We start from the raw sequence: 25,064 nt of genomic DNA, 5'->3' as shown, positions 1-25,064 counted from the left end.
ATTAAACGTGAACACCTCTTAGGACAATCCGTCTCCATTCCGGATGTTTGTGAATATAACCCGCTATAAATGGGCATAAAGGAACCAAACGGAGTTGCTGCCTTTCAATGTCCTGCAATGTTTTTTCAACAAGCTGGCTGCCAATACCTCTGCCGCCTAAACCGGCGGGAACTTCTGTATGCGTTAGAAATATTTCGCCATTGATTGATTTAATATACTCTATTCTTGGGGTATACTTTTCGACATGGAACTCATACTGATGGCGCTCCTTGTTGTCTATTAATTCATAATTTTCTGCCATAATTGTAAATGCTGATGTTTAGTCATATAACATTCATTATGGCAGAAAAGTTTTTTTACAGCCTTTCCAACTGCACTGTGAAGTGACGCATTAACGGAGCTTCCCAGGCGATGCGTACTCCTCTGGTAATTGTTTCACGTCTGTCATATACATTTTTAAGCGCGGCGGCGATTACATTCATGTGGTTATCCGTGTATACGCGGCGCGGAATGGCCAGTCGGAGTAAATCCAATCCGTTGAAGCGGTTTTCACGGGTAACGGGATCACGGTCGGCAAGTAGATAACCGATTTCACACCCGCGTATTCCGGCTTCCAGATATAGCTCGACGGTCAAAGTCTGCGCAGGAAACTCTTCTTTAGGAACATGTGTCAAAACTTTGGGAGCATCTACAAAAATCGCATGTCCTCCGGCGGGACGTTGATACGGTATTCCGTATTCATCTAATTTTTTAGCCAGGTATTCTATTTGGCGAATACGGGTTTCAAGATTATCGAATTCGGTGTTTTCATCCAAGCCGATAGCGAGTGCATTCATATCGCGGCCGTTCATACCGCCATAAGTAAGGTAACCTTCGAATTGTACACAGAATCCTTTTGCTCCTTCATACCAGTCCTGACGGCGGGTTGCGATAAATCCTCCCATGTTTACGATGCCGTCTTTCTTGGCACTCATGGTCATACCGTCTGCAAGAGCGAACATCTCTTTGGTTATTTCCTTTATACTCTTATCTTTGTAACCTTCCTCGCGTGTTTTAATGAAATAGGCGTTTTCGGCAAAACGGGCAGAGTCGAACAGAACAGGTTTGTTGTACTTGTCCGCGATATTTCGGACTTCGCGCAAGTTTTGCATGGAAACCGGTTGCCCGCCGGCTGTATTGTTGGTGATGGTAACAATGATGAATGGTATGCGGTCATTATGTTCTTCTAAGGCCTTTTCCAGTTTTGCAGGATCTACGTTACCTTTAAAGGGAATTTCCAGTTGTGTTTGTCGCGCTTCGTCTATTGTGCAGTCCAGTGCGATTGCCTTTCGGCTTTCAATATGCCCTTTGGTGGTATCAAAATGCGAATTTCCCGGTACAATATCTCCAGCGTGCACCAGATGAGAGAATAAAACATTTTCGGCGGCACGTCCTTGATGTGTAGGAATGATATATTCAAAACCTGTCAGCCGGGTAATAACTTCTTTCAGATTGAAGAAAGAGGAAGCGCCGGCGTAACTTTCATCTCCGAGCATGATACCGGCCCATTGTCGATCGCTCATGGCTCCTGTTCCCGAATCGGTGATAAGGTCGATATAAACTTGTTCTGATTTTAGTTGAAAAACATTGTAATGGGCTTCTTTCAACCACTGTTCACGCTCCTGGCGGGTGCTTTTACGGATAGGCTCCACCATTTTGATTTTCCATGATTCGGCGAATGGTAATTCCATAGATTCTTTTTTTATAAGTTCGACAATAGGTCAACGGATGAATCCGTTTTTGCGTTTTATGTGCCGAATATAAGGATTTTGTGGATGATTGGCAATGTTTTTTGTGACTTTTTGTAAAGCAAATGTCCGGACGAATCACTTCGGCCGGACATCATTTAAATAAACTTGGCAGAGTTTATTCTCTTTTTACTTTCTTTGAAAGAGTTTTGATGAATGAAATGATTGGATAGAATTTATCCGGCTCATTAGACTCAACGCTTTTTCCTCGAAAGCAATGATAAGATAACGCATGGCAGGTCTTCTGACTTGTTTCTGTTGCAGACTGCCTTCCCGGACAACATATCCAGTGGCATGGAGAGAGAATTTATTGTCTGCAACATTATGTGAAACTTACAGCAGCGGGACTGTTCAGGACTTACACCTGATTCCCTTTTAATTGCCCCCTTTGAAAAAAAGGGGCAAACCAATGCATTGCAAAGATAATGAAAAAAGTAACAAACAAAACCGAATAAGAGAATTTATTTCTCCTTTGCCAATGTAAATACAAACTCCAGTCCGCCACCTTGATTATTTTTGGCGGAAATTGTTCCGCCATGAATGATGACGGCATTTTTTACGATGGCAAGTCCTAAGCCCGTACCGCCTAATTTTCGCGAACGTCCTTTGTCTACGCGATAAAAGCGTTCGAACAAACGATTCAGATGCTCCGGTGAAACTCCTATTCCTGTATCCGCAAAACTGAAATAATAGAAGTTCTCATCTTCACGGAAACAATTGATGTTGATGTGAATATCGGTGCCGGCATAGGCTATGGCATTATCCATCAGATTGCGGAATATGGAGTATAGTAGTGAGTAGTTGCCTTTTAACTGTATTTTGGGTTGTAAGCTGTTGACTACCGTAATACGCTTTTCTTCCAGTTCCAATGATACTTCATTGACTATATTGGTGACAAGCATGCTGATGTCTACCTTTTCCATATCAATCATATTGGCGGCTTCATCCATACGCGTCAGTACGGAGATATCCCGCAACAGGCGGCTGAGGCGATTGCTTTGGGCATAGCAGCGTTCGAGGAAAGTCTGCATCTTTTCATGCGAGATGTTCTCGTTGTTGACGATGGTTTCCAGATACCCCTGAATGCTGCTTACGGGAGTTTTCAGCTCGTGGGCGATGTTCTGCGTGAGCTGCCGTTTCAGGCGTATCTGTTCTTCTTCCAGAGTGATGTCGTTGATGGAGATTTCAAAACTCAAGTCTTGGAAGATGATACATTCTACAATGAATATGCGTCCGTTTTTATTAATATTGATGGATAGCCGTTTTTCTTCTTTATCCGAAGGCCGTTTTTGCGCCTTGCTGATGAAGTCGGTAATCTTTTGGAACTCACAGATGGAGAATATCTCTTCTGTGGTCTGCAAGTTAGAGTCGGAAATGAGGTTGCCGTATTGGGTGAAAAGGTTATTGACAAGAATTTCCTTCTTGTCTTTGGTGAACACTCCCAATCCTTCACGGGCGGTTTGCAGATGGGTGATAAGCTTTTCGCGTTCAATGTACAGCGCTTCTTTAGTTTCACGCAAGCGTCTGTATATCTGTATGATGTGCTGGGAAATCTCGCCAAGCTCATTGTGCGGAAAGGCGGATTGTATATCGGTTTCCACCGGTTCGTTCTTGTCGGCGCGCTTGGCAAATTCGCGCAGGTGATTGATTGCGGTACCCAGTTTAGATGTAAACTTGTAGAAGACGAATATCAGCAATAAGGTTACGATGGCTGTAAACCAAAGGTAATGCGGGTCGGCTGCCAGGCTGTTTATAAGGTTTACATTATAGGGCAATGCCGAGCGGATGATATAATCGGGATAGAGAGTTGCCGAATAGAAATAAGGTATACCTGTAGTTTCGGAAGTACGTCTTAAATCATATCCTTTACCGTCTTTTAATGCTTCTTGGACTTCCTGACGATTGATGTGATTGCTGAATACTTCTTGGGAAGTTTCATCGCAACTGTCGTAAAGCACGTGACCTTGCAGATTTACGATAGTAACACGAAGGTCTTTGTGTGGACCTTTGGCTATATACCGGTTTAAGGCAGATGTCCATAAACTGTCCGGAATATTTCGCAGCTCTTGTTGCAGGCGTTCGTTATAGTCTTGGAGTTGCGTGTCAAGTAGCTCGACTTTATACTCTTTCTCCCGTTGATATTGATAAGCAATAAAACAGGTTGCAAAAACAAGAAATAATGAGATTACCGAAAGGAATAACTTCCGGCTGAATGACAAAAAATGCCTGTCATTATTCGGCTTCGAAGCAATAACCATATCCTAAACGAGTTACAATACATTTGCCATATATTCCTATTTTTTTGCGCAGGCGGGTGATGTTTACGTCTATGGTGCGGTCCAGTACATATACTTCGTCACTCCAGATGCGGCTTAATATGTCTTCACGGGAAAATACGCGTCCCTTGTTTTGCAGTAGCAAGAGCAGTATTTCAAACTCTTTCTTGGTAAGAGGCGCTTCCTCTCCATCTATGCTTACTCTCTTTTTTATGATATCGAGCACTAATGATTTGTAGACGATTTGTTCCGGCGCGCGTTCGGTTTCAGCTTGCTGTGTACGACGTAACACGGCTTTGACGCGTGCTGCTACTTCTCGTAAAGAGAATGGTTTGGAGATATAGTCATCCGCGCCTAAATTAAATCCGGTTACCGTATCGTTTTCCGTATCTTTGGCAGTAATGAAAATGATAGGGACCTTGGCTGTTTTCTTTTCCTTTTTTAGCATACTTGCCATTTTGAATCCGGAGATTTCTCCCATCATCACATCCAATAATAACAAGTTGTAAGCACTGATATCCATTTTTAAGGCTTCTTCTGCAGAATTTGCGGTATCTACTTCGTAGCCTTCGTTCTCAAGGTTGAACTTTAAGATTTCGCATAAATCTTCTTCGTCGTCTACTACTAAAATCCGGTATTCGTTCATTGTACTTCTTATTAATGTAAAGAGAGACATACGGCGTCTCTTTATTACAAAGTTAAACTTTATTTCTTTTCTTCGACAAAATTGCGGCGTTTTTGTTACGATGGAATGAAACAAGTATTACATTGTGATTACAAAATCTCTATTTCAGTTAATTAAATATTATCTTTGTGTTGTTTTAAGAAGGGTGACTATATGAAAGAATTAATGAATATAACAAGGTGGGGGCAATCTAAGTGGCGTATGTCATTGATAGTGGCTGTATTGGCTGTTGTAATCATTGGTTCGGTTTGGTTGAACGTCGTTCCTTTCCGTTCCGGTTTTGAGATAACGGATGAATTGGGCGGTAATATTTTTCCTTCCAGCATTTTGTCTGTCGCAACAACAGACGCTCAAGTGATTGTACCGGCTGACTCTATGTTTGTAGGGAACCCAAAATCTTGTATTGCAGTGAAAGTCCGCTCTACAAAGGCTTATAGCCGGGTGAGGATAGAAGTTGCGGAAACCCCTTTCTTCTCTCGTTCTGTTTCAGAATTTGTATTGGCAAAACCGCGTACTGAATATGCAATCTATCCCGATGTTATTTGGAATTATGAAGCTTTGAAGAATAATAATCAAGCGGAGCCGATTAGTGTTGCCATTACGGTAGAAATGAACGGGAAAGAGCTGGGGCAACGGGTGCGTACTTTTTCGGTGCGCAGTATTAATGAGTGTTTATTGGGATATGTTACAGGAGGTACAAGATTTCATGATACCGGCATTTTCTTTGCGGCGTATGTAAATGAAGAAAACCCTATGATAGACCAGCTATTGCGTGAAGCATTGAATACTCGTATTGTGAACCGTTTTCTTGGTTATCAAGGTAGTCCTGAAGCTGTCGATAATCAGGTTTATGCATTGTGGAATGTTTTACAGAAACGTAATTTCCGGTATAGCTCTGTTTCTAATACGAGTTTATCCAGTAATGTGGTATTCTCGCAACGAGTCCGGACGTTTGATGATGCTTTGGAGTCATCGCAGATTAACTGTGTAGACGGCAGTGTTTTGTTTGCTTCTTTGCTTCGTGCCATCAATATCGAGCCGATACTGGTACGTACGCCCGGACATATGTTTGTAGGTTATTATACTGACGCGAATCATAAGGATATGAGATTTCTTGAGACTACTATGATTGGAGATGTCGATTTGGATGATTTCTTTCCTGATGAACAGTTGGATTCTACTATGGTGGGGAAAACACAGAATCAAATGTCCCGTATAACTTTTGATAAGTCTAAGGAATATGCAAGTCGGAAATATCAAGAGAATGAAAAGGGGATTCATTCAGGCAGATTGAATTATATGTTTCTGGAAATATCCAAGGATGTAAGAAGACGGATACAGCCAATAGGGAAATAACTAAAATAAAGTTAATTGTAAGGTTGTAAGTACTCTGGGAACTTTTTTACTCTATGTAATTAAGTTCTGTCTCATTTTTGATATATTTTCCTTTTCTATATTTTATTATTTTAAATATTTGTTTTTAATAGTTAATGCTATTACTGTCCTTCTAATAAAATCCTGCTTTCTGAAAATGCTATAAAATTATTAATCGCATGGTAATAAAGGAGTATTCACCTGTCGTGTATAATGCTTTTTTGATAGGGATTAATGAACTTTGTTATTTTGTATTTGGTAATATTACAAAATCATAAAAGCAAATATATTAATATTTATTTAATATATTTTAAACTGGCTACTATTTGATTTGCTGAATTAATTTATAAATTTGCAAACAAATCCAAATAAATAGAGCTTATGAAAAGAAATTATTGCTTATCATTAGTGTTGCTTGCATTGTTTGGGGTGTCTGTGCCATATTCAGCTGTTGCCGCTGATAATGTGCTAAGTTCCCAGAGTACTCAGCAAGCTAAAACAATCACAGGTAAAGTAGTGGATGTTGCAGGTGAACCGATTATTGGAGCCAGTGTATTGGTGAAAGGTTCCGGTACGGGTACTGTTACTGACATCAATGGAAAATTCTCGGTAGAAGCTCCAGTGGGTAGCACATTGGTAGTCTCATTTGTCGGATATGCTACGGAAGAAGTGAAAGTAGGAGCGGCAAGCGACTATACCGTTACCCTGAAAGATGACACCCAGTCATTGAGTGAAGTTGTTGTAACGGCGATGGGTATTAAAAAAGAGAAAAAAGCCTTAGGTTATTCGGTTTCAGATATTAACTCCAAAGAGTTGATGAAGAATAAACAAACGAATGTGGTAAACTCTTTGGCCGGTAAAATTCCCGGTGTAAATATTACGCAGGCCGGTGGTGCCGCCGGTGCCGGTTCCAATATCGTAATTCGTGGTGGTAATTCTGCCAGTGAATCTCGTGACAATCAGCCTTTGTTTGTTGTAGACGGTATTATCTATGATAACTCTACGGTTAATACCGGTAATTCCGGTACCGATGGTATGACGAAAACGGCGACGACTTTCAGTAACCGTGTAATGGATATTAACCCTGAAGATATCGAAAGCATGTCTGTATTGAAAGGTGCTGCGGCTGCCGCATTGTACGGCTCCCGTGCCGCTAACGGTGTTATTATCATCACTACCAAAAAAGGAGAAGAAGGCGCTGTAAGAGTAAATGTAAGCAGTAAATATACCTATTCATGGGCTAATAAATTACCGGAAGTTCAGAATCTGTATGGCCGTGGAGAATATAATACTTCCGGTGCCTTTATTGATAAGACAATGGATTCCTGGGGAGACAGAATCGATGGGACCGCTTATGATAATATAGGTGACTTCTTCCAGGGAAGCAGTGTTTGGGATAACAGTGTCAGTGTATCCGGCGGTAGCAAAAACGGTTCTTTCTATTTGTCCGGTTCCAATTATCATCAGTCCGGTATTATTCCTACAACAGGTTATGACAAGACGACTTTCCGTTTTAATGGCGAACAAAAATACGGTATCTTGACAGTAGGAGCCAACGTTTCTTATTCACAGGCAAGTACCGATAAAACGTTGACCAGCGCGGGCTTGTACGGACAAGGAGGTAACGGCGCGATGACCGCTGTTTACGGATGGCCTATCGATGACCAAATGAGCCGTTATCTGAATGATGATGGTAGCAAATACCGTATATTGGAAGGCTTGCAGGATTTGGAAGATGATATAGAAAACCCGTATTGGATTCTGAATAAGAATACTTTGACAGACGAAACATCCCGTTTTACAGGTGCTCTTAACGCAAGTTTGAAACTGACAGACTGGTGGGATGTGTCGGCACGCGCAGGTATTGATAAATATACTACCAGTTCCAATACGCTTCGTCGCGCAGGCGGTGCGGTTAAGCAGATATATCAGAACGGTTATATGTCTAAGGGTGATGTGAACTATCAATATATAACAACGAACGTAATGTCTAACTTCCATAAGACTTTCGGGGATTTCGACTTGAATCTTTTGGTAGGTACCACCACGGAAGCTACAAAGACCACGAATAATACCCGTTGGGGATATAACTTTGTAACGGAAGGACTTTACAGCTTCAATAATATCATTAAAGCCAATCAGTATTTCAAGGAGAGTACGGTACGTAAACGTATGGTAGGTCTTTATGGAGAATTCCGTGCCTCTTACAAGAACCTTGTTTATTTGACGGTGACCGGACGTAATGATTGGTCTTCTACATTGCCGGTAAATAATCGTTCTTATTTTTATCCGTCTGTAAGCGGCTCATTCGTATTTACCGAGTTGTTGCCGAAGAATAATGTACTTTCATTCGGTAAGATTCGCGCATCCTGGGCACGGGTCGGTAAGGATGCCGACGCGTATTCTTTAGGTTATTATATGTGGCCTGTGGCTACACTGAATGGCGGCAAGTACGGTATGGGTAATAGTTGGACAGGCGGTAGTGTCGGTTTGAAGCCCGAGATACAGGATTCTTATGAATTAGGTTTGGAAATGCGTTTCTTTAACGGACGTTTAGGATTTGATTATACCTACTATCAAAGCAAGACGAAAGACCAAATCTGTGCACCGCGTTTAGCACAGTCTACCGGATATATCTTCCTTACACTGAATGGCGGATCGGTAGAGAACAAGGGTATGGAACTCTCGATTACGGGTAAGCCTATTGTAACAAGAGATTTCCAATGGGAAACAACATTAAATCTTTCCGGTAATCGCGGACGTCTGGGTGACTTTATCGACGGCGTAGATATTTTCTATGTGACAGATGCGCAGATTGGTGCGGCTAAAGCCGGTTCAATACCGAATGGCGGTTATTTCTTAGGATTGACGGGTAATAAGTACGAAACGGCTCAAGGGCCTGACGGTAAGATGTATAATGTAATCGATGCCTCTACCGGTTTATATAAAGATACGCAAGTTGAAACCAATATTGTGGGTAACCGTGAGCCGAAGCTGATAGGTGGTTTTAACAACAGTTTCAGTTATAAGAATTTCAATCTTTCCTTCTTGTTCGATATACGTTTGGGTGGCGATATCTATAACGGTACCGAATACTACCTCGTAACGAAAGGACTGAGTACGAAGACAATAAACAGAGAGTCCGTATCGTTTACAGGCGTTGTCAATACAGGTACTACGGCGAAACCTGCTTATGAAACCAAAACTATTACTTATAATGCCAATGAAACTTATCAGGTTGGTAATTCTACCCGTTCCGGTAAGTATATGATTCAGGAATATTATAAGAACTACGCAAAGAATGCTTACAACTTTATTACCGATACCAATTGGTTGCGTTTGCGTTCTATTTCTTTGTCCTACGATTTCAAGGATCTGTTGAAGAAACAAAATATAATCAAGGGACTGACTGCCACGATTACAGGAACCAACCTGTTTGTCTGGACAAACTATAAAGGTATGGACCCCGAAACATGCGTTTCCGGTTCCGGTACAGGTGGTTCCGGCTCTGCAGGTATTGACTATTGCGGTGTTCCGGCTACAGCCGGCATGTCGTTTGGCATTAATCTTACATTCTAATAACGGATTTAAAAAGATAAGAGTATGAAGAAACTAATACATATTGCACTTGGCTTGGCGCTTGTGTTCGGAATGTCTTCTTGTGAGGACTACTTGGATGTGAATACAGATCCGGATAATCCGGTGTCCGAAACCGTATCACCGCAGCTTCGTTTGCCGTGGATACAAAACTATTACGCTTATGCGTGGGGTACGGCCAGCATGCGTACCAATACGATTGCCGGTATTATGACACAGACGGGTGGTACGGCTGCCAACAGTCTGCTGTCATCATGGAATCCGGCCCAAAGCTCATGTACTACCATCTACCAGAATTTCTATCTGGGTGCGGGTGTGAATATTGAGGCTTTGATTGATAAGGCGGAAGCAGAGGGAGCTTATCATTATGAAGGTGCGGCGTATTGCATTAAGGCAATGGGATTCATGATGATGCTTGATTTACATGGAGAATTACCTGTTCAAGAGGCATTCATCGGTAAGACAGACCCGGCTTATGATGATGGTAAGGCCATGTATGAACTTTGTATGGGCTATTTGGATAAAGCTATTGAGAACTTTGGCAAACAACAGAATCCCATTGCTCCGGCATTGAGCGCCGGTGATTTGTGGAATGGGGGAGAAGTTTCCAAATGGTTGAAATTATGTTATGGTTTGAAAGCCCGCTATTTATTGAAATTGTCAAAGAAGGCGGATTTGTATGATCCGGAGGCTATTTTGACAGCATTGAATTCCGCGCCTCAATCGAATGATGATAATACTATTATGAAACATTATAACGTAGAGGGAGATGAAGTCAATTTCACAGTAAGCGATCCTTATCAGGCTTCCGTTGTTTGGGACTGTACCGGATATGGAGGAACGCAACGCCTGACACGTTGGTATGTTAATCTGCTGACCAATGAATTTACAGGTGGTTCGGGAACAGAAGATCCCCGTTTGACAAAGCTGGTTCCAGCTATGATGAAAAATGTAAAATTGAATGCTGATGGCAAAATAATTTCCAAGGAATGGGCACGTGATGCCGGAGTAGATGTAATACATTCCACTACTCGTGCAGAAGGTGGACCGGTAGCCGCTTTATTTGTAACGGGTGGAGAAACCGGCTATAATAAGGATAAAGGGGGTTTTGTGATAACTTATGATTTGTCCAAGGCGGATAATACAGTAAAGACGGAATTTATTACCAATGCCCAAGCCATACATCAAACTACGGTTGATGGGGATAAAGTGACTATTCTATATCAGAAAGGCTCTGCTTACTGTAATACTACAGACTATAAACGTGCGGGTGATACTATTTATGTGAACTTACGTTCCAATGGTATGGCCAATAGCGGGCGGAATACTACGGATATGTATTACTATACAGATGCGAAGTATGATTATGTAGGTGGTACGGGTACATTCTATGCACGTCCTAATTCGGATACGGATATCCTTACTTATTCGGAAATGTGCTTTATTAAAGCGGAAGTTCTTTTCCGTAAAGGAGATACCGATGGAGCGTTGAGTGCTTATAAGAAAGGTATAGAGGCAAACTTTGACCGTATGCAGGAAAAACTGAAATCATGGGAGGCTGAAGGTACGCAGAACGAGGATCAGAAACCCATGGCTGATAATGCCAAAAGTTCTTATATGACAAGTAATGCCGTATGCCAAAATGCAGCCAATCTGACTTTATTTGAAATCATGCGTCAAAAAATTATAGCATTGGGTATCAATATTGAAAACTGGAATGATATGCGCCGTTTGGATTATGACTATGTAGATTATGACCGTCCAAATGATTTTTCCGCTGTTAGTAAGATTATAGGTACTTCTAAGGATGATCCTACTTATTGGTTCCGTCGCTTCAGCCAGAGTACTCACGAAAGTAACTATAACTTAACTCAGTTGAAGGCATCCAACAAGCAAGCTATGACAGACCCGATTTGGTCGTGTCCGGTTTGGTGGGATTGCGCAACAGGTAATGAATATTATGGTTACATTAAGTAAGCGATAAATTCGTTAGTTTATAGAATGTTAAATTAAATATCTTAAAATCTTGATGTGCATATTATTTCATTGATTATCTTTGCACTCGAAAATAGATTTATAAGATATATTAAAATATTGGAGACCTAAACAGTCTTCATTCATAGATGATGATTGGAACAGTCGGTTCGTGAGAATCGGCTGTTTTTTGTTTGGATTGTTTGCATATCAACAGCGGTAATGTTACTTTTGCAAGAAAGAACTCATTTAGTCAATGAAATATGAAACAAGGTAAGAAATTTATTTCTCCGGGAGCATGGTTCTCTATGGTTTATCCGGCAGACTGGAACGAATTTGAAGACGGGGAAGGTTCTTTCCTGTTTTATAATCCTAATGAGTGGACGGGTAATTTCCGTATATCTGCTTATAAAGGCGACACAACGTATGGTCAAGAAGCCGTTAAGCAGGAATTAAAAGAGAATACTTCGGCTGCATCTGTAATGGTGGGGCATTTAAACTGTGCGTACAGTAAGGAAATGTTCGAAGAAGAGGGTACATATTATACTTCCCATCTTTGGATTGCAGGAATAGACGATGTCGCTTTTGAATGCTCGTTTACAGTGCGCAAAGGCGAATCAGTGGTAGAGGCCGAAGATATCATAGCTTCATTGGAAGTCCGCAGAGCCAATCAGAAATATCCGGCAGAAATAATCCCGGTACGCCTTTCTGAAATTTATCAGATAAACGAGGCATACGAGTGGGTAAGTACCACAGTGAAGGAATTGCTGAAGAAAGACTTTCAAGGACAGGAAGAAGATATAGCCAATATGCAGCAGATAATGGATAATGGCAGTATCAGCGCCAAAAAGAAAGAGGCATGGCTTGCACTCGGCATTACACTTTGCGTTATTTTAGCCAATGAAGTAGACGGCTTGGAATGGTACACGCTGATTGACGGTAATCGTGAAGCGCCTGTTCTAACGAATATCGCAAGCAATACTATGATAGACCCGATGAAATTAGTATGGAGCAAAGTGAAAGCCGGAGAAACCTGCAATCTTGCAGAGGTTTATAAGAACCTGCTTTCATAACAGCCCTTATTTTGATACCCCTTGCCGTCCCGTATGGCAATTCTCAATTTTTAATTCTCAATTCTTAATTTAATAAGTTTTGGCAGCAGTAAATTCAATTCTCCAAGTAGAAAATTTAACCAAATCATTTGGCGACTTGGTACTATTCGAGAATATATCTTTTGGTCTATCCGAAGGGCAGCGTGTAGGGCTTATTGCCAAGAATGGAAGCGGCAAGTCTACATTGCTTAATATCCTTTCCGGAAAAGAAGGTTATGACAGCGGTACAATCTCTTTCAGACGCGATATAAGAGTTGGTTATCTGGAACAAGACCCTCAATATCCGGAAGAGCTGACCGTATTGGAAGCTTGTTTTCATCATGGCAACAGTACCGTGGAATTGATTAAGGAATATGAACGTTGCATGGAGACTGATGGACATCCCGGTTTGGACGGGATTCTGGCGCGTATGGATCATGAGAAAGCCTGGGAATATGAACAAAAAGCCAAACAGATCCTTTCCCAACTCAAAATCCGTGATTTCAATCAACAGGTGAAATCACTTTCCGGCGGACAATTGAAACGCGTAGCGCTTGCCAATACACTTATCACCGAACCCGATCTTTTGATATTGGATGAACCCACCAATCACTTGGATCTTGACATGACCGAATGGCTGGAAGACTATCTGCGTCGTACCAACCTTACCCTGTTGATGGTGACACACGACCGGTACTTTCTCGACCGTGTCTGTTCGGAGATTATTGAAATAGACAACCGTCGGATATATCAGTACAAGGGCAATTATAGTTATTACCTGGAAAAGCGTGAAGAGCGTATCGAAGCCAAAACCGTAGAGATAGAACGCGCCAATAATCTGTATCGTACGGAACTCGAATGGATGCGACGTATGCCGCAAGCCAGAGGCCATAAGGCGCGCTATCGGGAAGACGCTTTTTATGAGTTGGAGAAGGTAGCCAAGCAACGCTTCAACAACGATAATGTAAAGCTGGATGTAAAAGCATCTTATATCGGCAGTAAAATATTTGAGGCAGACCATCTTTATAAGTCATTCGGTGATTTGAAGATACTGGATGATTTCTCTTATATCTTTGCCCGTTATGAGAAGATGGGTATTGTGGGAAATAACGGTACGGGAAAATCTACTTTCATCAAGATACTGATGGGACATGAACAGGCGGATAGCGGTGCGTTGGACATCGGCGAAACCGTTCGTTTCGGTTATTATTCTCAAGACGGGTTGCAGTTTGACGAACAGATGAAAGTCATAGATGTAGTGCAGGACATTGCGGAAGTGATAGAGTTGGGTAACGGCAAGCGTCTGACGGCATCACAATTCTTACAACATTTTCTCTTTACACCCGAAACGCAGCACAGCTATGTCTATAAGTTGAGCGGTGGCGAACGTCGCCGTCTTTATCTGTGTACGGTATTGATGCGTAATCCTAACTTCCTGGTGTTGGATGAGCCTACCAATGACCTTGACATCGTTACATTGAATGTATTGGAAGAATATTTGCGGAATTTCAAGGGATGCGTCATTGTGGTGAGTCACGACCGCTACTTTATGGATAAGGTAGTAGACCATTTATTGGTATTCAACGGTCAGGGAGACATTCGCGATTTCCCCGGCAATTACACCCAGTATCGCGACTGGAAGGATGCGAAAGCCGCTCAGGAGCGAGAGAAGGAAAAAGAAGCGGCAAAAGTTCAGGAAGAGAAGACGGCGAAAGTGCGTTTGAATGAAAAACGCCGTATGTCTTTCAAGGAGAAGCGCGAATTTGAACAACTCGAACAAGATATAGCGGCATTGGAAGCAGAGAAGCAATCCATTGAAGAAGCTCTGTGTAGCGGCGCGCTGTCCGTAGATGAATTGACGGAGAAGTCGAAACGCTTGCCGGAATTGGCGGATTTGATTGATGAAAAGACAATGCGCTGGCTGGAATTAAGCGAAATAGAGTCTAACTGAAGTTAGGGAATAAGTAAGTATGTATAAGTAAACGTGTAATAAGTAAACATGTATAATAAATATGTATCAGTAAACATGCATAAGTAAATATTGAAATTTAGTTTATATCAGTAACAATCAGTTTATATCAGTAACGATGAAATAGTGTAACCTAAGGCTGAAAGCCTTTTTATCTTATAGCCCGGGGTAACACCCCGGGAATGCGAATATGAATAACATTGCGCCCTGTAAGGGCAAAAGATGAATCTGCAAATATTTTGCCCTTACAGGGCGCAGAATGCCGGGAACATTTATTCCCGGGGTGTTACCCCGGGCTATAAGATAAGAGCTTTTCAGGCTTAAAGATAAAAAAACTTTCAGCCTTAGGTTACACTATTTCATCGTTACTGATATAAACTGATTATTACTGGTATAAACTCAGCTTTACTGATACAATCTAATTTTCAACACCTATTTAATAATTTAATTAAAGAATAAGCAGATGAGCAGGAGTAAAAATCTGACGAATTATCATAGTCACAGTCTGTATTGTGACGGACGTGCCGGTATGGAAGACTTTGTACGGTTTGCCTTGAGCGAGGGATTTACTTCGTATGGCTTTTCATCCCATGCCCCACTGCCTTTTTCTACGGCATGGACCATGGAGTGGGACCGTATGAACGACTATCTGGCAGAATTTCATCGGATGAAACAGAAATATGCTCGGAGGATAGAACTTTATCTCGGTTTGGAAATAGATTACCTGAATGAAGAGAGTAATCCGTCTATTCTCCGCTTCCGGGAGTTGCCATTGGATTATCGTATCGGTTCCGTACATATGTTGTACAATGAGAAATCGGAGGTTGTAGATGTAGATGTTCCGGCTGATATCTTCAAACAAATAGTGGATGAACAGTTTGGTGGTGACTTGGAACATGTAGTGCGTTTGTACTACGGACGGTTGAGGCGTATGTTGGAGTTAGGAGGTTTCGATATAGTAGGGCATGCGGATAAGATGCATTATAACGCGTCTTGTTATCGCCCCGGTTTGCTGGATGAACCTTGGTACGATATGCTTGTAAAAGAGTATTTTGAGGACATTGCCGCGCGTGGTTATCAGGTGGAAATCAATACCAAGTCTTATCATGAACTGGGTACTTTCTATCCCAATGAACGCTATTTCCCGTTATTGTACAGTTTGGGGATCCGTGTTCAAGTAAATAGTGACTCTCACTATCCGGAACGGATTAATAGCGGCCGTCCGGAAGCATTACAGGCATTGAAGAAAGCCGGTTATAACACCGTAATGGAAATGTATGACGGCGCATGGCAGGAGATGCCGATAATCTTATAGTATCTTTATCAAAAGAGCAAGTTAACATCATCGCAATAATAATGTTAACTTGCTCTTTTGATAATGTTAACTTATAGGAAGCAATTATATTAATTTATTGCTTATAATGCAGTTAACTTCTTGTTGATGCTAATTATTTCTTCAATAAAAACTCATCAATCGCTTTCTTGTAAGTTGCCTTATCGGCAGCTCCGCGGAACAACTGAGGTTCGCCCTGCATCGGAATAAAGACAAATAAAGGAATACTGGTGGCATTGAACAAAGCGGCCAGTTCTTTCTCCTTATCCACATTGACTTTATATATCACGATTTTCCCGGCATATTCTTTCGCCAGTTCCTTCATGATAGGAGCCGTCATTCGGCAGGGTCCGCACCAGTCGGCGTACAAGTCGATGATGGCAGGTTTGTCACCCTTATATTTCCACTCTTTGGATTTCTCGTAATCGAATACGTCCTTGATAAACATATCTTTGTTCATTACGATTACGCTGCCGTCTTGAGTAGTTTCTTGCGTTTCCGCTTGTTTTTGTTTGGCTCCATCGGTACAGGCATAAGTCAGTATGCTTGAAAAGATGAGAGCGGTCATAGCTATAATTTTCTTCATTTTCTTAATTATGAGTTTTGTTCGATAATGGCTTTAAGCTCCTTACCGCTGATTACACCCGAATGACGCCATACGGCTTCACCTTTTCTGAACAGGATGAAAGTCGGAACCATCTGTATACGATAGCTTGCAGCTAATGCTTCATGTTGGTCTACATCGATTTTTGCGATACGCGCTCTGTCGCCAATCTCACTTTTCAATGCTTCCAATACAGGATGCATGGCTTTACAAGGTCCGCACCAGGTAGCAAAGAAATCCACCAAGACAGGTTTTTCTGATTGTATTAATTCTTCAAACTTTTCCATAATCTTTGTTTTTATAATAGTTTATGAGTATATAACAGATAAACGGGAGATTTGTTCACGCCCGATTGTAAATTAGTAATAACTAATTACTCATTGCTATGTACTAATCACTAATCGTCAGCTCTTTGATAATGTGCGAAGCGCCGGCATACTTGTCTATGATGAACAAAGTATAACGAATGTCTACACAAGCTGCACGCTGTGAAGAGGGACGGAAAGCGATGTCACCTGTCAGCCCTTCATAGTTACGGTCAAAAGCCGTACCTATCAATTCACCCTTGGCATTGAACACCGGACTGCCGGAATTACCACCCGTATTGTCCGTATTTACGATGAAGCAGACGGGCATTTCTCCATCGGGCATCGCATATCGTCCGAAGTCCTTGGCCTGATATAATTGTTTTAATTTAGCCGGAACTACAAACTCCCAATTGTTGGGATCTTCCTTTTCCATTGCTCCTTTCAGAGTGGTGTAACAGCCGTACTCCACACCGTCGGCGGGCTTATAAGGCAATACGCGTCCGTAGGTCAGGCGCAGGGTGGAGTTGGCATCCGGGTAGATGGGGGTGCCGGCTTCCTGTTTCATATCCATCATTCCTTTGACCCATACTTTATGGGCGGCGTTATAGTTACGGTTGGCATCCATCATGGCGATGGTGGTTTGTAGCAGACCGTCGGTAACGGAGTACTTGAACAATGTCATCCAGTCGTTACCGAGCTTATACAAACTAGGTTTACGGATAAACTTGGCAAAGTTTTCCTTGCTGCCGAAGATAGAATATTTGAAGCAGGCATCGATAAAGGCATCACTATCACCCTTGAAACGCTTGTCGATAACCTTGAAGATACCTATGCGTTGTTCGGCGGGAATATATTTCATGTAGGTTTGCAACATCTTCTTTCCTACAATCCGCTCTACTTCGGGGAAGGGGACGGATGCGAAATATTTATCGGATGCAATTTGCAGGCTGTCGGAAGCGGCTTTTATCCTGGCTTTGTCCTTGCTCTGTAAGGCTGTGACCAATGCGGTGGTATTCGGAATCTTCATAAAGTCAAGACCCGTAATCAATGCTTCCTGAATGGCTTGCTGGTGATAGAGAGCATTACGGCGATGCTTCACGATACTGCGTATTTGGTCGAAAGCTTTCTGATAGGAACTGTCGTTTAAGGCGCGACCGCGTGCGAGGAGTTGTTCCTGTTGCGCGCGTTTCGTATCCAGTACTTTCAGGCGTACAAGTCCTTCGTTCATGCCGATGGCATTCTTCCAGTAATTGGCGGATGAGGCATACTTGCTTGCGTAGTGAATGCGTACGGCATCATCCTTCAGCATTTGTTCCATAAGGGCTTTCTGACGGACATCGCGCACGTGGTGGCGCATAAAGTTGGTGGTCTGCATACGTTCTTCCACTTCATCGGAAATCATGTAGCGCCAGTTGCGTCCGGGGAATCCCATGACGAATGTAAAGTCGCCTTCACGATAGCCGGCAAGGCTGATAGTAAGGTGCTTTTTTACCCGCAGGGGCACATTGTCCGGGTTGTAAGCTGCCGGTTGTCCGTCTTTGTCAGCGTAGATGCGGAACAAAGAGAAATCTCCTGTGTGGCGGGGCCACATCCAATTGTCCGTATCGGCGCCGAATTTGCCGATGGAAGAAGGGGGAGCGCCCACCATACGGATGTCACTGTAAGTAGTCTTGAGAAACAGGTAGTATTTATTTCCGCCATAGAACGCTTTCAGTTTCGCTTTACGGCCGGATGTCAGTGTGATGCCTTGTTCGGAAAGAAAACGGTCGGCTATCATGGTGAGGTATTTGGGCGACAGATAATTCGTGCCGTTCGGATCGGAATCTATCTGCAATTGGTCGTTGACGTAATCCGTTACGTCCATTATTTCATCGATGTAGGTTACGGTAAGTCCTTTGCAGGGAAGTTCCTCGTTGCGTGACATTGCCCAAAAACCATCGGTCAGATAGTCGTGCTCCACACTGCTGTGTTGCTGGATAGCTCCGTAACCGCAGTGATGATTGGTCAGTACCAGTCCTTCTGCCGAGATAACCTCGCCTGTGCAGCCGCCACCGAAGTGTACTACCGCATCTTTCAGCGCTATACCGCCGGGATTGTATATCTGCTCGGCAGGAATCAGCAGACCGAGCTCCGTCATGGCGACTTCATTTTGTTGTTTGAGGTCGGTCAGCATCCACATCCCTTCATCGGCATAGGTGGAAAGAACTCCCGATGTAAGGAATAATGATAGTATTGAAAGTCTTAAATGTTTCATAATAAATGTGCGTTAGAAGGTATTATGAGAGGGGGGAGTCTCTGTGTACGACTGAGGTACCCTAAGTATACGACTGAGGGTATCTCAGTCGTATACTTAGGGTACCTCAGTCGTATTGTGTGTAGCCGGGAAAATAACGGTTACTCGACTATGTTCATTTCTTTTATCAGGTGTCCGCAGTCTCCCAGTTTTTCCAGAATAAAGAGTACGTAGCGGATATCCAGTGCGATGCAACGTTGCAGGTTGTTATCGAAATTGATGTCACCGCTCAGGGATTCCCAGTTGCCGTCGAACGCGCAGCCTATAAGTTGGCCTTCACCATTGATGACCGGGCTGCCGGAGTTACCGCCGGTAATATCGTTGGTCGTCAGGAAGCAAACGGGCATTGTGCCGTCCGCCATGGCATACCGTCCGAAATCTTTATTAAGGATAAGCTCTTTCAGCTTGGCAGGTACTACGAACTCACGGTCTTCGGGGTTCTCTTTTTCAAGAATACCGTCTGTGGTGGTGTAGTAATTGTAGTGCACAGCATCACGCGGGCTGTATGATTTCACGTTACCGTAAGTCAGACGGATGGTGAAGTTAGCGTCCGGATAAGACGGTACGGGCAGCTTCATTTCACCTAAACCGCGGATATATGCTTTGTGCAGCAGGTCAAGGCCTTCACTCAGCGCTTTTTCTTCCATGGCGACAGCTCTTAACTTTTCTACTTTCGAACGGGAATAAGCTGTGGCGGGGTCTTTCTCGATAGCCTTTATGGTTGGCTTTTTCATGAACTTGTCAAAGTTGGCACGGTTGGAGAGGATGGAGTTGTCGTATATATCATCTATAAAAGCGTTGTAGTCGCCTTTGTATTTGTTCTGAACGGTCAGATAGAAAGCGGGAAGCTCTTCCGGTTTCAGCTTTTGGGCGAGAGCCGGCAAAATGGCTTTGGCTACGGCGCGGTCTACTTCATGGTCGTAGTCTTTATTGTGGATGTCGTTGAATACTTCTTCCAGTTGCGCCGTGCTTGCGGTGAGCAGTGAATCGTTTTTCTCTTCCAGCGCGGTTTTAATCTTGTCCATAATCATGTACGGGCTGCCAAATTCAATGGCGCCGCTCAATGCTTCGTACAGGTAATTGAGCTGGCGGGTAACGGGCATTCTTTTGGCGATGATACCGTCCATCTTGTCTACCACGCCTTCGTATTCAGGTTTGCCTTTGGCAAATTCGGCGAATTTCTTTTCCTGTTCCGCTTTGGTACCCAATACGTCGTTGTCGATGATTGCCTTGTTCATGCCGATGGAGTTCTTCCAATAGTTACTGCTTCCGGCAAACTTATTGGCATACTGGATACGGGTTTTATCGCTGGCATCCATATATTTGCGCAATACATCGAGGCGGACGCCGCGCATGTCAATCATGGCTTGGTTGTCTGCTTCCATGCGTTCTTTCACTTCCGATTGGGTGAGGTAACGGCTGGTTCTGCCGGGGAAGCCCATAATCATGGCATAGTCATTCTCTTGCAGGCCTTTGATGGAAATCGGCAGATATTTAGGAGTTTGCAAAGGTACGTTGTCCTTGGAATATTCGGCAGGTTCTCCGTTCTTGTCGGCATAGATACGGAACATGGAGAAATCGCCCGTATGGCGAGGCCACATCCAGTTGTCTGTTTCACCGCCGAACTTTCCTACTGAGGAGGGGGGAGCGGCTACCATCCGTACATCGCTATATACCTTATAGTAGAACAGGTAGAATTTATTTCCTGCATAGAAGGGCAATGCTTTTACCTCGATACCCGGTTTGCCGTTCAAATCGCTCTTTTCCAGTTCTTCTTTGGCGAGTTTGTTGAGAAACGGAGCTGTCAGCGCATTGACTTCCGTCACTTCTCCGGCTTTGACTTTCTCGTTTACGAGGCCGGTGATGTCTACGATACGATGTACGAAACGGAATTTCAATCCCGGAGTAGGCAACTCTTCACTGCGGTTTTTAGCCCAGAAACCGTCTGTCAGGTAATCGTGTTCTACCGAGCTGTGTTGCTGGATTGCTCCGTAACCGCAGTGGTGATTGGTAAGGATTAATCCTTCCGGTGAGATGATTTCACCGGTACAACCGCCGCCAAAGATACCGACGGCATCTTTCAGTGATACACCGTTCGGGTTATATAAATCATCGGCTTCGAGTTTTAATCCCTGTTTCTTCATCATGTCGGTGGAGTTCTGCTGCTTCATGAGTTGCAGTAACCACATTCCTTCGTCTGCGCGTACGGAGCAGACTGTCAGCACGGCAATAGCCGCAATCAAATACTTCGTTAATTTCATCCTTGTTATTGTTATTAATTAATTTACTATATGTTATTTGAATTTTCCTTCCCGGATGGCGTCCATGATATTGGCAGGCGGACGCTGATTCAGCAATTCCTGTTTCATAAAGTCCATGTAAGGAGCCACATGCTTGAAGAATTTCCGGTAACCGGCACAAAGGTAGTTCAGTCCGGGCTCACCGTTTGCGGTATGTGCAAAGCGGTTTTTAGGACATTCGCCGTTGCAGGCGAACAGCCATTCGCACTCCCGGCACCGGGTAGGGAGTGATTTTTGTTTCATCAGTCCGAAAGCCTGCTGTTGCTCGCTGTACATCATTTCAACCAGTGTTTTCTGATAGATGTTTCCTAATTTATATTCCGGAAATACAAAGTGGTCGCAGGCATATACATCACCGTTGAACTCCATTACGCCGGCATGCCCGCAGGTCTTTGCCATAGAGCATACGCCCGGTTGCTCACCCACCCAGTTGGCAAGGGTGGAGTCGAAGAGCTGGATATAATAAGTCCCCACATCTTGTTTCACCCATTCATCGAACAGGGCGCAGAGGAAGTTTCCCCATTGTTCCGGACTGACGGAGAAATCAGCCAGTTCGGCAGCCTTCTCCTTGTCGGCCAGTGAAGCCAGATGACGTCCGTCTTGATGCGGTGTGATCCGTTCTACGATAGGAGCGAACTGGATATAGCGGGAACCTATCTCTTTAAAGAAATTATAGAACTCAAGGGGATAGTCGGCGTTGAAGTCGTTTACTACCGCCATCGCGTTCCATTCCACCCCATGTTTTTTCAGCAGGTTGATGCCTTGCATCACTTTGACGAAAGAAGGCTTTCCAAGCCTGTTTTTGCGGTACTCGTCGTGAAACTCCTGCGGACCGTCGATGGACACGCCTACCAGCCAATTGTTCTCTTTGAAGAACTCGCACCATTCGTCGGTAAGCAACGTACCGTTTGTCTGTATGCAGTTATCAATCGTCCGGCCGTTGGCGTACTTTTTTTGCAGTTCCATAGCCTTTTTGTAGAAGGCCAACGGGCGCATCAGGGTTTCTCCGCCATGCCAGGTGAATAATACTTGCGGCATCGTTTGCGAATTGATATATTCTTCAATGAACTTTTCCAGCAGTTCATCGCTCATCACATGTTTGGGATTGTTTACATACAGTTTGGACTTCTCCAGATAATAGCAATAATCGCATGCCAGGTTGCATACAGCCCCTACGGGTTTGAGCATTACATAAAGAGGTTTGGCGAAAGGAGCATAGGTTGACATGTATATTTCTCCGGTTTTATGATTTATGATTGTGCAAAAATACGTAAACCAAATGAAAATTCCTTTCTTTCTATCCGGTTTATAAGGAATATTAATACCTTTGCCGCGTGTAATTCATAAATCGTTTCCTGCATGATTAGAATGAATGTAAACTATATCTTGCCTTTTTTGTTGTTACTTGTGTCTTTCTCTTCTTGTAGTCGCAAATATAAGATTGAAGGAAATTCTTCGGTAACCAGTCTCGATGGTAAAATGTTATTTCTTAAAACACTGCAAAACGGGCAGTGGGTAACAATTGACTCGTCCGAGGTGGTTCATGGACTATTTTCGATGAAAGGCCCCGTAGATTCGGTAATGATGGTGACGCTGTATATGGATGACGAGGGTATTATGCCTTTGATTCTGGAAGATGGCAGGATTGAGATAATCATTTCCAATTCACAGCTGTCGGCTAAGGGAACCTTGTTGAACAACGCGTTGTATGAGTTTATAGAGAAGCGTAATGCAATGGAAGTTGAAATGGGAGAACTGGAGCGAAAAGAAGCGCGTATGGTGTTGGATGGCGCCAACTTGGAAGATGTACACGAACAATTGGCTAAGGAGGAAGAAACATTAGCCAAAGAGATGAATGATTATGTGAAAGACTTCATCATTGAAAATTATGAGAATGTGCTTGGTCCGGGAGTGTTTATGATGATGTGCAGTACACTGCCGTATCCTATAATGACACCCCAGATTGAAGATATAATGAGAACCGCTCCCCTGATTTTTAAGGAAAACGCTTTTGTAAAAGATTTCCTTTCCAAAGCCAAACAAAACATGCAGCTGCTGGAAGAACATAAGCGCTTGCAGCAGAGTTCGGAAACCACAGCCATGCAACATTAGTACTTTCACTCATCTTGCCGATATTCGAGAGATTTGTTACATTTATGTAACTAACAAATTAAGTAGAAGTATGGCAAGAATAAAAAGTGCGAATGTTCTTTCGTTTTTTAAAGAACAGATTACACTGCTCGAATCGAGCAATAAATTGGGTACGGCAAGGAATTACCGTCGCACCCTCAGTAGCTTTTCCCTGTTTCTGGAAGGCAGGGATATTCCTTTCAGGCTGCTCGATGAGCCGCTGGTTATCCGGTATGAAAGCTGGCTCCGGTCGAGAGGCGTTTTACGTAACAGCTCTTCATTTTATATGAGGGTTTTGCGTTCCGTATATAATAAGGCGGTTACAAAGCGGCTGGTCAAGCAGACTTTCCCTTTTCAAAATGTATATACGGGAGTGGATAAAACCCGTAAACGGGCGATAGACGAACAGCACATACTGGACTTGTGTAAGTTGAGTTTACCGGCATTATCTCCATTGGCCTTGGCCCGCGACTTGTTTCTTTTCAGTTATTGTACACGGGGAATGGCATTTGTCGATATGGCGTTCCTGTGTAAAAAGAATATACACGACGGCTATATCTGCTATACCCGTAAAAAGACCGGGCAGCAACTTGTCATCCGTGTCGAGCCTCTTATCCAGAAAATCATCAGCCGGTATGCCGGACAAACGAAGCGTTCGCAATACCTTCTTCCCATCATTTCCTCGGAAGATCCGGTGATAGCGTTTTCCCAGTATCAGACGGCGCTGGGGTATTACAATAAGCTGTTGAAGAGGATTTCCAAGATTCTTGACCTCGATATATCGCTGTCTTCCTACACCGCGCGCCATTCATGGGCTACGGCGGCACGCAATCATAATGTGCCGATTTCGGTTATCAGTGCAGGAATGGGACATACTACGGAGAAAACAACACAAATCTATTTAGCCAGTTTGGAAAGTTCCGTTATCGATCAGGCTAATCAAAGCATATTATCAGCTTTGGTATAGACTTGCGGCCATACATTGTATTGTTCGATATAATGTATAAATCTATATCGTTTCTATACAAGAGACGTTACGGATTTATCGGCAAAAGTAAACCTTTTCTGATAAAGATGAGAGTAATTGAAATGTATTTTTTGATACATTAACAAACAAGATTGCTTGATAATTTGTTGTAAGTGATTTTTGGACAAAATTTATAGGGCTGCTTATTATTGATTAATAGAGATTTAGCTGGCAGAGGCGAGCTGAAAACGTTAAGTAAAACGCTCCTGTTTTGTGATTTTCGGGAAGAGGGTTATAATTGCTTAGCCAATCTATGTCTTATTCTGTGACTTCGGTGTACAAAGCATGCGGAATTATCATTTATTAATAGTACAAA

17 protein-coding genes and 1 riboswitch are annotated in these 25,064 nt (G+C 43.1%); of the genes, 8 read left to right on the top strand and 9 right to left on the bottom strand.

All coding sequences use genetic code 11. The annotated features are described in order from the left end of the window. Window position 1: 1 nt before the first annotated feature. The 4 genes from BUB52_RS12950 to BUB52_RS12935 form a co-directional block, all read right to left on the bottom strand. Window positions 2-301, bottom strand: a complete 300-nt coding sequence (locus BUB52_RS12950) for a GNAT family N-acetyltransferase (protein WP_009120522.1) — start codon at window positions 299-301, stop codon at window positions 2-4. Between the two features lie 55 nt (window positions 302-356). Next, on the bottom strand, window positions 357-1,730 hold the full coding sequence (locus tag BUB52_RS12945) for a tryptophanase TnaA (protein WP_009120523.1): 1,374 nt from the start codon (window positions 1,728-1,730) through the stop codon (window positions 357-359). Window positions 1,731-2,004: 274 nt separating this feature from the next. Next, a riboswitch (cobalamin riboswitch) is annotated at window positions 2,005-2,214 on the bottom strand. A gap of 34 nt (window positions 2,215-2,248) precedes the next feature. Next, window positions 2,249-4,045, bottom strand: a complete 1,797-nt coding sequence (locus BUB52_RS12940) for a sensor histidine kinase (protein ID WP_009120524.1) — start codon at window positions 4,043-4,045, stop codon at window positions 2,249-2,251. Beyond that, window positions 4,020-4,709 carry a response regulator transcription factor gene (locus BUB52_RS12935; RefSeq protein WP_009120525.1) on the bottom strand — a complete coding sequence of 230 codons (690 nt, stop codon included), beginning with the start codon at window positions 4,707-4,709 and terminating at the stop codon, window positions 4,020-4,022. Before BUB52_RS12935 ends, BUB52_RS12940 begins: the two co-directional genes overlap by 26 nt. A gap of 192 nt (window positions 4,710-4,901) precedes the next feature. Between BUB52_RS12935 and BUB52_RS12930 the strand changes: the two genes are divergently transcribed. The 6 genes from BUB52_RS12930 (at window position 4,902) to BUB52_RS12905 (ending at window position 16,068) form a co-directional block, all read left to right on the top strand. Then, complete coding sequence (locus tag BUB52_RS12930) at window positions 4,902-6,104, top strand: hypothetical protein (RefSeq protein WP_009120526.1); 1,203 nt, start codon at window positions 4,902-4,904, stop codon at window positions 6,102-6,104. Window positions 6,105-6,503: 399 nt separating this feature from the next. Beyond that, window positions 6,504-9,701: a SusC/RagA family TonB-linked outer membrane protein gene (locus tag BUB52_RS12925; RefSeq protein ID WP_022219696.1), complete on the top strand. Its 3,198-nt coding sequence runs from the start codon at window positions 6,504-6,506 to the stop codon at window positions 9,699-9,701. 24 nt (window positions 9,702-9,725) lie between these two features. After that, on the top strand, window positions 9,726-11,696 hold the full coding sequence (locus BUB52_RS12920) for a SusD/RagB family nutrient-binding outer membrane lipoprotein (RefSeq protein ID WP_009120528.1): 1,971 nt from the start codon (window positions 9,726-9,728) through the stop codon (window positions 11,694-11,696). 260 nt (window positions 11,697-11,956) lie between these two features. Continuing rightward, window positions 11,957-12,766, top strand: a complete 810-nt coding sequence (locus tag BUB52_RS12915) for a DUF3805 domain-containing protein (protein WP_009120529.1) — start codon at window positions 11,957-11,959, stop codon at window positions 12,764-12,766. Between the two features lie 79 nt (window positions 12,767-12,845). Beyond that, window positions 12,846-14,735: an ABC-F family ATP-binding cassette domain-containing protein gene (locus BUB52_RS12910; protein ID WP_009120530.1), complete on the top strand. Its 1,890-nt coding sequence runs from the start codon at window positions 12,846-12,848 to the stop codon at window positions 14,733-14,735. A 481-nt stretch (window positions 14,736-15,216) separates the two neighbouring features. Beyond that, the gene (locus BUB52_RS12905; protein ID WP_022219700.1) at window positions 15,217-16,068 is read left to right on the top strand and encodes a histidinol-phosphatase; all 852 of its coding nucleotides are present in this window, start codon (window positions 15,217-15,219) and stop codon (window positions 16,066-16,068) included. A gap of 133 nt (window positions 16,069-16,201) precedes the next feature. Here the strand turns inward: BUB52_RS12905 and BUB52_RS12900 are convergent, their stop codons facing one another. From BUB52_RS12900 to BUB52_RS12880, 5 genes are all read right to left on the bottom strand, one after another. Continuing rightward, window positions 16,202-16,672 carry a thioredoxin family protein gene (locus BUB52_RS12900; RefSeq protein ID WP_009120532.1) on the bottom strand — a complete coding sequence of 157 codons (471 nt, stop codon included), beginning with the start codon at window positions 16,670-16,672 and terminating at the stop codon, window positions 16,202-16,204. 8 nt (window positions 16,673-16,680) lie between these two features. Next, the gene (trxA, locus tag BUB52_RS12895) at window positions 16,681-16,977 is read right to left on the bottom strand and encodes a thioredoxin (RefSeq protein WP_009120533.1); all 297 of its coding nucleotides are present in this window, start codon (window positions 16,975-16,977) and stop codon (window positions 16,681-16,683) included. 103 nt (window positions 16,978-17,080) lie between these two features. Continuing rightward, the gene (locus tag BUB52_RS12890) at window positions 17,081-19,252 is read right to left on the bottom strand and encodes a S46 family peptidase (protein WP_009120534.1); all 2,172 of its coding nucleotides are present in this window, start codon (window positions 19,250-19,252) and stop codon (window positions 17,081-17,083) included. Window positions 19,253-19,392: 140 nt separating this feature from the next. Beyond that, entirely contained in the window at window positions 19,393-21,552 is a 2,160-nt protein-coding gene (locus BUB52_RS12885; RefSeq protein ID WP_009120535.1) for a S46 family peptidase, read from the bottom strand. 33 nt (window positions 21,553-21,585) lie between these two features. Continuing rightward, on the bottom strand, window positions 21,586-22,818 hold the full coding sequence (locus BUB52_RS12880) for an anaerobic sulfatase-maturation protein (RefSeq protein WP_009120536.1): 1,233 nt from the start codon (window positions 22,816-22,818) through the stop codon (window positions 21,586-21,588). A gap of 132 nt (window positions 22,819-22,950) precedes the next feature. Here BUB52_RS12880 and BUB52_RS12875 point away from each other — a divergent pair, with 132 nt between their 5' ends. Both BUB52_RS12875 and BUB52_RS12870 read left to right on the top strand, forming a co-directional pair. Then, window positions 22,951-23,703, top strand: coding sequence for a DUF4369 domain-containing protein (locus BUB52_RS12875; protein WP_009120537.1), 753 nt, complete (start codon window positions 22,951-22,953; stop codon window positions 23,701-23,703). A 70-nt stretch (window positions 23,704-23,773) separates the two neighbouring features. Then, window positions 23,774-24,688 (top strand): tyrosine-type recombinase/integrase, encoded by a 915-nt coding sequence (locus BUB52_RS12870; RefSeq protein WP_009120538.1) that lies wholly within the window; start codon window positions 23,774-23,776, stop codon window positions 24,686-24,688. The last annotated feature ends 376 nt before the right edge of the window (window positions 24,689-25,064 follow it).

The sequence above is a fragment of the Bacteroides clarus YIT 12056 genome (assembly GCF_900129655.1).
Classification (GTDB): Bacteria; Bacteroidota; Bacteroidia; order Bacteroidales; family Bacteroidaceae; genus Bacteroides; species Bacteroides clarus.
This window is presented reverse-complemented; position numbering and strand designations above follow the sequence as displayed.